The following is an 8,417-nucleotide window of genomic DNA, read 5'->3' on the forward strand; positions in this document are numbered from 1 at the left end:
TCGGCAGAGGAATCGGGTGGCACCGCCACGCGTCGCGGTCGCTTGGTGTCGCTGCGCGCACGAAGGCCCCGTCATTTGGCGGGGCTCGTTCTGTTTGACCGTTTTATCTGGGGCTTACATCACTTCGAACCGGCACTTCTCCATGTTTGGAACTGCGCTGGTCGTCGTGCTGGAATGCCTGAACTGCCCAATAGTCAATGACGTACTGATGGTCGATGGCTGACCGGGCTCTGAGACACTGCGGCACGACGAAGGTGCCGACCGCCGAGAGGTTGTTGGTCGAGTGAGGCGAAGCAAGAAAAGTCCCGAGCCGGCGGCCCGGGGCAACTTCACCCCGCCGCCGCGCGGAGCGGCGCCCGCCCCTGTGCCCCGTTCGGAGCCGATGGCCGCGCCCGCGAAGAGCGGCAGCCGTCTCTCCCCGCGCAACTGGCGGGTGCCGACCAGGCTGAACGCGATCCTGCTCATACCCGTGCTGGTCGGCCTCGTCATGGGCGGCTTCCAGGTGAAGGGCTCGATCGACACCTGGCAGGAGGCCCGCGACGCCGAGAAGGTCGCGAAGGTCGTGGCCGCGGCCGGCGAGTACGCCGAGGCGCTGCTGAACGAGCGTGACGTCTCCGCCGAACCGCTGCTGCAGAACAAGAAGGACAGCGAGGTCGTCAAGGACGCCCGCGCCCTGACCGACCAGAAGGCCGCCGCCTTCCACAGCGAGACGGTCGGCATGCCGGACAAGGAGGGCCTCAAGCGCCGCCTCGGCCTGGTGACCGATGCGGAGCCGGCTCTCACCAAGCTCCGCGCAGCCGCCTACACCAAGGCCCTGGACCCGGTGAAGACCGAAGAGGGCTACGTCGAGATCGAGCACCTGCTGATGGAGTTCTCCAACGAACTCGGCCTCGGCACCGGCAACATCACGGCGTACGGCCGCACGGTCTACGCGATCGCGCTCGCCAAGGGCGCCGAGTCCCTCCAGCGTTCCATCGGCATGCACCTCCTCGTCCGGCCCAGCCCCGACGAGGCGGTCAAGCGCCAGCAGCTCGTCTCCTTCACCTCGTACGCCTACCTGGAGCGGGTGGCTCTCCAGGAGTTCGTCTCCGGTGGCACCACGCAGGACGCGGCGCGCCTCCAGGAGGTCATGGCCGAGAAGACCGCTGAGGGCAAGAAGCAGTCCGCCGAGGCCCAGGAGAAGGCCGAGGCCGCGGACCAGGACTTCGTCGCCCCGCCCGCCATGGACAAGATGATCCAGGCGATCGCCAGCGGGCGGAGCACCGCCGACCTCGCCGAGCAGGGCGTCACCGCCCAGGCCTGGATGGCGGCCGCGACCCTGAAGTTCGAGGGCTACAGCGAGGTCGAGAACGAACTCATCGACCGGGCGGTGACCGAGGCCGGGCAGATCGCCTCCGACGCCCAGCAGGACGCCATCATCAACGGCGCGATCGTCATCATCGCCCTGCTGACCGCGTTCATCATCGCCAGTCTCATGGCCCGCCAGATGAGCCAGTCCATGCGCCAGCTGCGCAACGCCGCCTTCGGCATCGCCGAGCAGCGGCTGCCGATGCTGGTCGACCAGCTCTCGCGGACCGACCCCGGCCGGGTCGACACCCGGGTCACGCCGATCCCGATCAACACCACGGACGAGATCGGCGAGGTCGCCCGCGCCTTCGACCAGGTCCACCGTGAGGCCGTCCGGCTCGCCGCCGAGCAGGCCCTGCTGCGGGGCAACATCAACGCGATCTTCACCAACCTGTCGCGCCGCAACCAGTCCCTGATCGAGGGCCAGCTGACCCTCATCACCGAACTGGAGAACAACGAGGCCGACCCGGACCAGCTGGAGAGCCTCTTCCGCCTGGACCACCTCGCGACCCGTATGCGCCGCAACGGCGAGAACCTCCTGGTCCTCGCCGGCGAGGAGCCGGGCCGCCGCTGGGACCAGCCGGTCCCGATGGTCGACGTGCTGCGCGCCGCCTCCTCCGAGGTGGAGCAGTACGAGCGCATCGAGCTGTCGGGCGTACCGGAGGCCGAGATCCACGGCCGTGCCGTGACCGACCTCGTGCACCTGCTGGCCGAGCTGCTGGAGAACGCCACCACGTTCTCCTCCCCGCAGACCAAGGTCCGCGTCACCGCGACCCGTCTCCCCGACGGCCGCGTGATGATCGAGATCCACGACAAGGGCATCGGCCTCACCGCCGAGGACTTCGCGGACATCAACCACAAGCTGGCCAACCCGCCGACCGTGGACGCCGCGATCTCGCAGCGCATGGGCCTGTTCGTGGTCGGCCGGCTGTCCGACCGGCACGGCATCCGGGTCCAGCTCCGCCCCTCGGGCGAGCAGGCCGGCACGACTTCGCTGGTCATGCTGCCCGACGCGATCACCCACGGTGGCGGTGGCGAGCACCAGCCCGAGCGCGACGACTTCACCGTCTCGCAGATCATCCCGGACCAGCGCTTCCAGGGTGAGGACTTCAACCACCAGCCGATGCGCACGGCGGCCGAGCTGGGCTTCGACGACAGCCAGTACACGGAGGTCCCCGACGACCTGCGTGACCTGGATCCGGTCGGCCGCTCCATGCTGCGCGACGAGCGCCGGGCGGCCCTGGAGTCCCCGGCACCCGGTCAGCCGGGTCAGCCCGGTCAGCCGGGTCAGCCGGGTCAGCCGGGTCAGCAGCAGCCCGGCACGGCGCCCGCGTACAGCGACGGCTTCGACCAGACGCAGCAGCAGCCCGCGTTCGACGCCTCCCCCAACGGCTTCGCCGCGCCGCAGAACGGCTACGACGCCGGTGCGACCGGATATGCCGAGCAGCCGGCGGCGTACGACCAGCAGACGTCGTACGAGGAGCAGCAGCAGACGGCGTACGAGGACCCCTACGGCGCGTCCAACGGCGGTGCGCCGCGCGGCGATGCCTTCCCGGCGAACGGCTCGGCGCCGCAGAACGGTGCCTTCGGGCAGGGTGGCGGCTACCCCGACCCCGCGTATGCGGAAGCTCCCCAGGAGGAGCGGGCGCCGGAACGGCAGGCCGCTCCGGACAGCTTCCCGCCCTACGAGGAGCAGTCCTACCAGGACGACTGGCCGCAGCAGAACAGCTACCAGAACGGCTTCCCGGACCAGTACGCTCCGCAAGCGGAATCCGTGCGGGCCGCTGACGCCGGTAAGCAGGACAGCGTAGGCTTCGACCGTCCCGGACCGGCCGCCTCGGCCGCCCACGCGCTCACCGACGCCGGACTGCCCCGCCGCGGATCCCACGGGGCGAGCGGTTCGAACGGCTCGCGGCCCGCGGACCAGGAGGCGCCGGCTCCCGCCGCGGACGGCCCGACCGACTGGCGTTCGGCGAACGACGACCGCTGGCAGCAGGCCTCCGCGCTGAAGAAGCCGAAGGCCGGCGGGGTCACCTCCTCCGGTCTGCCGCGACGGGTGCCCAAGGCCAATCTGGTCGAGGGCGCCGCCGAGAGCACCCCCCAGGGAGGCCCCTCGGTCTCCCGCGCCCCGGAGGACGTCCGAGGCAGGTTGAGCAACCTGCGTCAAGGCGTTCAGCGCGGACGCAACGCAGGAAGTGAACCGAACGGTCAGGCCAGGAATCAGCACAGTGGTCCTGACAGCACCTACAACCAGGAGCGTTAGTGTGAGCCCGATGAGCCAGGCGGCACAGAACCTGAACTGGTTGATCACCAACTTCGTGGACAACACCCCGGGGGTGTCCCACACGGTGGTGGTCTCCGCCGACGGACTCCTTCTGGCGATGTCCGAAGGCTTCCCCCGCGACCGTGCCGACCAGCTCGCGGCCGTCGCCTCCGGTCTGACGTCGCTGACGGCAGGCGCCTCCCGGATCTTCGAGGGAGGTGCGGTGAACCAGACGGTTGTGGAGATGGAGCGGGGATTCCTGTTCATCATGTCCGTTTCCGACGGTTCCTCGCTCGCGGTCCTCGCCCACCCGGAAGCGGACATCGGTCTCATTGGGTACGAGATGGCCCTTCTGGTGGACCGTGCGGGTACGGTCCTGACCCCCGACCTTCGTGCGGAGCTCCAAGGGAGCCTTCTCAACTAACAGACGGACGGTGCGTTTTGGCCTCTCGAGGCCGTAGGGTTTCGGGACGCGGCTCCCACGTGATGGGTGCCAGGCACAGTCGGAGGAGGAGAGAAAGTGGCAACACCCCCAGGCGGTTCGAATTCGGGTAACTGGTCGTACGGCCCTGCCCAGGGCCAGGGCGACGGTTCTCAGAACCCGAACCGCTACAACTTCCCCTCCGCCCCGAGCCAGCGTCAGCCGTACGCGCCCCAGGCGCCGCAGGGTCCTGGGCCGTCGCCGTACGACCAGCCGCACGCGCCGCGCATCCAGCCCGTGCAGCCGCATCGCCGCACCCCCGAGCCGGCGCCCGCCGGGGCGTCGAACAACCCCTTGGTGCGTCCGTACGCCATGACCGGCGGCCGGACCCGCCCGCGGTACCAGCTCGCCATCGAGGCGCTGGTGCACACCACCGCGGCTCCGCACCAGATGCAGGGGCAACTGCCCGAGCATCAGCGGATCTGCAACCTCTGCCGGGAGATCAAGTCGGTGGCCGAGGTCTCGGCCCTCCTGACGATCCCTCTCGGCGTGGCCAGGATCCTCGTCGCCGACTTGGCGGAGGCGGGACTGGTCGCGATCCATCAGCCCGGCGGCGACGAGTCCGCCGGCGGCCAGCCAGCCGTGACACTGCTCGAAAGGGTGCTCAGTGGACTTCGCAAGCTCTAGCGGCGGTCCTTCCCGCTCCACCACCTCAGCGAAGATCGTGGTGGCGGGTGGCTTCGGCGTGGGTAAGACCACGTTCGTCGGGGCCGTCTCGGAGATCAACCCGCTGCGTACCGAGGCCGTCATGACGTCTGCTTCGGCGGGCATCGACGACCTCACCCACACCGGAGACAAGACGACCACGACGGTCGCCATGGACTTCGGCCGTATCACGCTGGACCAGGACCTGATCCTGTACCTCTTCGGTACGCCCGGCCAGGACCGCTTCTGGTTCATGTGGGACGACCTGGTGCGCGGCGCCATCGGCGCGATCGTCCTGGTGGACACCCGCCGACTCGCCGACTGCTTCCCCGCGGTCGATTACTTCGAGAACTCGGGTCTCCCCTTCGTGATCGCCCTCAACGGCTTCGACGGCAGCCAGCCGTACCAGCCGGACGAGGTGCGCGAGGCCCTTCAGATCGGCCCCGACACCCCGATCATCACGACGGACGCCCGCCACCGCGCGGACGCCAAGTCGGCGCTGATCACGCTCGTGGAGCACGCGCTGATGGCGCGTCTGCGCTAGCACCTCGGTACGCACCGACCGTACGCACGGTCCTTACGGACTTCCGGCTGACGTGAAACGGCCCCTGTGCTCCTCCTCGGGGAGGCACAGGGGCCGTTTCACGTCACCGGCGTCTCGCGCGGGCGGTGCCCGCACGCGTACGGGCGAAGGCCCCGGCCGCCCTGGGGGCGGTCGGGGCCTTCGCGGTGCTCGTGCTGCGTCGTGCGGTCAGCGCCAGCTGTGCGGGGCGCGGAAGCCGCCCTCGCGCTCCAGGCGGCGCCAGCCGGCCTTGAGTCGGCCGCGGTGGGCCGGGGTGGGCTCGGAGGGACGGGCGGCGCGGGCCAGCAGGATCGCCGTGATGGCGGCGACTTCCTCGGGCCCGGCATGGCCCTTCTCGACGCGGATGTCAGCGTTGGTCATAGAAGTCAGTCTCCGTGGATGAGGTTTCCGCAGGGGTGGCGCGGAAAGTCCGCTGGGTTACTGCGGGGGGTTGCCGTGCTTGCGCGAGGGCAGGTCGGCGTGCTTGGTGTGCAGCATCGCCAGGGACCTGATGAGGATCTCGCGGGTCTCGGCGGGGTCGATGACGTCGTCGACGAGTCCGCGCTCGGCCGCGTAGTACGGGTGCATCAGCTCGGACTTGTACTCCTTGACCATGCGGGCCCGCATGGCCTCGGAGTCCTCGGCCTCGGCGATCTGGCGACGGAAGATGACGTTGGCGGCACCTTCGGCACCCATCACGGCGATCTCGTTGGTCGGCCAGGCGAACGTGAGGTCCGCACCGATGGACTGGCTGTCCATGACGATGTAGGCACCTCCGTACGCCTTGCGCAGGATGAGGGAGATCCGGGGCACGGTCGCGTTGCAGTAGGCGTAGAGGAGCTTGGCGCCGTGGCGGATGATCCCACCGTGCTCCTGATCCACGCCGGGCAGGAAGCCGGGTACGTCCAGAAGAGTGATGATCGGGATATTGAAGGCGTCGCACATCTGCACGAAGCGGGCGGCCTTCTCGCTGGCCTCGATGTCGAGGACACCGGCGAGTGACTGCGGCTGGTTGGCGACGATCCCGACCACCTGGCCGTCGAGCCGGGCCAGCGCGCAGATGATGTTGCGCGCCCAGCGCTCGTGGACCTCCAGGTACTCGCCGTCGTCGACGAGCTCCTCGATGACCTTGGTCATGTCGTACGGCCGGTTGCCGTCGGCCGGGACCAGGTCGAGCAGGACGTCGCCGCGGCGGTCGGCCGGGTCGCTGCACTCGACGCGCGGCGGGTTCTCCCGGTTGTTCTGCGGGAGGAGGGAGACGAGGTAGCGGACCTCGGCGATGCAGGTCTCTTCGTCGTCGTAGGCGAAGTGGCAGACGCCGGAGGTCTCGGCGTGCACGTCGGCGCCGCCGAGACCGTTCTGGGTGATCTCCTCGCCGGTGACGGCCTTGACCACGTCCGGCCCGGTGATGAACATCTGCGAGGTCTCGCGGACCATGAAGACGAAGTCGGTGAGGGCGGGGCTGTAGGCCGCACCGCCCGCGCAGGGGCCGAGCATCACGCTGATCTGCGGGATGACGCCGGAGGCCTTGGTGTTGCGCTGGAAGATGCCGCCGTATCCGGCGAGCGCGCTGACGCCCTCCTGGATGCGGGCGCCGGCGCCGTCGTTCAGCGACACCAGCGGGGCACCGGCCGCGATGGCCATGTCCATGATCTTGTGGATCTTCGTGGCGTGGGCCTCGCCCAGCGCGCCGCCGAAGATGCGGAAGTCGTGGGCGTAGACGAAGACCGTACGGCCCTCCACCGTGCCCCAGCCGGTGATGACACCGTCGGTGTACGGCTTCTTGGCCTCCAGGCCGAACCCGGTCGCCCGGTGCCGGCGCAGTTGTTCGACCTCCTGGAAGGAACCCGGGTCGAGGAGCAGCTCGATGCGCTCACGGGCGGTCAGCTTGCCCTTCGCGTGCTGCGCCTGGGTCGCCTTCTCGCTCGGCCCGGCCAGCGCCTGCGCACGGATCTCGTGCAGTTCGGCGACGCGCCCGCGCGCGTCCGTGGGCTCGGCGGTCGGCTCACCCGTCGTCTCTTCCAAAACGGTCATGTAGTGACCTTACGAAGCCGACCTAGGAAAGTGAGACGTCGACTCCGTACAGTCTCCGGCACGTTTTCCTGGTACCACTGAACAGAACCATGCCGGGATGCAGGCGTTCCGACTGCTCAGGGCCTGTGCCGCTTGTCGAGGTCGGACAAAGCCGGACAGTGAGAGCAACTTCACACTCCCCTCCGACGCATGCCGCCCAGTGGAGTGACGGAGCGGGCTCGGACCGACCGGGAGGCGGGCCCGCGCGGCGAGGAGCGCTGTCGCGGACACACCTCCAGATGAAGTTGAAAGTTGAACGGAATAGGTCTACGGTCTGCCTTGTTGAACCGCTCGTTGAACATTCAACATCATCGCTTCGTTTCCTCGATGCGTGCATCGATCCGTCCCCAAGGAGCACGTCATGGGCATCTTCGGCCGCAAGAACACCACCGAGACCACCGCGACCACGGCCGCCGCCGTGAACCCGGACCTCGCCGCCCTGACCGGCGACTACACGATCGACCCGGCGCACTCGACCATCGGATTCGTCGCCCGGCACGCCATGGTCACCAACGTCAAGGGCCACTTCAACGAATTCACCGGTTCGCTGCACCTCGACGGCGCCGACCCGGCCAGGTCCACCGCCACCATCGACGTGACGATGGACAGCATCGACACCGGGTCCGCCGACCGCGACGGCCACCTCAAGGGTTCGGACTTCTTCAAGACCGACGAGTTCCCGGCGATGACCTTCCGCTCCACCGCCGCGCAGGCACTGGGCGGCGACGACTACCGCATCACCGGCGACCTCAGCATCCTCGGCGTCACCAAGCCGCTCACCATCGACCTGGAGTTCAACGGCGCCGCGACCGACCCGTTCGGCAACGAGCGCGTCGGCTTCGAGGGCAAGGCGGAGATCCTGCGCTCCGACTGGGGCCTGACCTGGAACGCGGCGCTCGAGACCGGCGGCGTCCTGGTCTCCGACAAGATCAAGCTGAACTTCGACATCTCGGCCATCAAGAACGCGTGACGCGTCGACCGACGCCACGCCCCTGAGCGCGCCCGCCCTCCACTCCCCCCGTAGGGGAGGGCGGGCGCGCTCAGGG

General features: G+C 69.0%; 7 protein-coding genes. 5 read left to right on the forward strand and 2 right to left on the reverse strand.

The window, feature by feature from the left end; all coding sequences use genetic code 11:
- The first annotated feature begins 283 nt into the window (after positions 1–283).
- The 4 genes from BZL64_RS07615 to BZL64_RS07630 all read left to right on the forward strand — a co-directional run bounded on the left by BZL64_RS07615 (position 284) and on the right by BZL64_RS07630 (position 5,280).
- Entirely contained in the window at positions 284–3,610 is a 3,327-nt protein-coding gene (locus BZL64_RS07615) for a sensor histidine kinase (protein ID WP_208639383.1), read from the forward strand.
- A 10-nt stretch (positions 3,611–3,620) separates the two neighbouring features.
- The gene (locus BZL64_RS07620; RefSeq protein WP_003993185.1) at positions 3,621–4,034 is read left to right on the forward strand and encodes a roadblock/LC7 domain-containing protein; all 414 of its coding nucleotides are present in this window, start codon (positions 3,621–3,623) and stop codon (positions 4,032–4,034) included.
- Positions 4,035–4,130: 96 nt separating this feature from the next.
- Positions 4,131–4,718 carry a DUF742 domain-containing protein gene (locus BZL64_RS07625; RefSeq protein WP_086767384.1) on the forward strand — a complete coding sequence of 196 codons (588 nt, stop codon included), beginning with the start codon at positions 4,131–4,133 and terminating at the stop codon, positions 4,716–4,718.
- A complete protein-coding gene (locus tag BZL64_RS07630; protein WP_073491198.1) occupies positions 4,699–5,280 on the forward strand; it encodes a GTP-binding protein in 582 nt (193 codons plus the stop codon). Before BZL64_RS07625 ends, BZL64_RS07630 begins: the two co-directional genes overlap by 20 nt.
- A gap of 207 nt (positions 5,281–5,487) precedes the next feature.
- On the opposite strand, the gene BZL64_RS07635 is transcribed toward BZL64_RS07630, so the two are convergent.
- Entirely contained in the window at positions 5,488–5,679 is a 192-nt protein-coding gene (locus BZL64_RS07635) for an acyl-CoA carboxylase subunit epsilon (protein WP_086767386.1), read from the reverse strand.
- A gap of 57 nt (positions 5,680–5,736) precedes the next feature.
- Complete coding sequence (locus tag BZL64_RS07640) at positions 5,737–7,332, reverse strand: acyl-CoA carboxylase subunit beta (protein ID WP_086767388.1); 1,596 nt, start codon at positions 7,330–7,332, stop codon at positions 5,737–5,739.
- A gap of 400 nt (positions 7,333–7,732) precedes the next feature.
- Between BZL64_RS07640 and BZL64_RS07645 the strand changes: the two genes are divergently transcribed.
- Positions 7,733–8,341: a YceI family protein gene (locus BZL64_RS07645; protein WP_086767390.1), complete on the forward strand. Its 609-nt coding sequence runs from the start codon at positions 7,733–7,735 to the stop codon at positions 8,339–8,341.
- Positions 8,342–8,417: the final 76 nt, after the last annotated feature.

It is taken from the genome of Streptomyces bobili, from assembly GCF_002154575.1.
GTDB lineage: Bacteria > Actinomycetota > Actinomycetes > Streptomycetales > Streptomycetaceae > Streptomyces > Streptomyces bobili.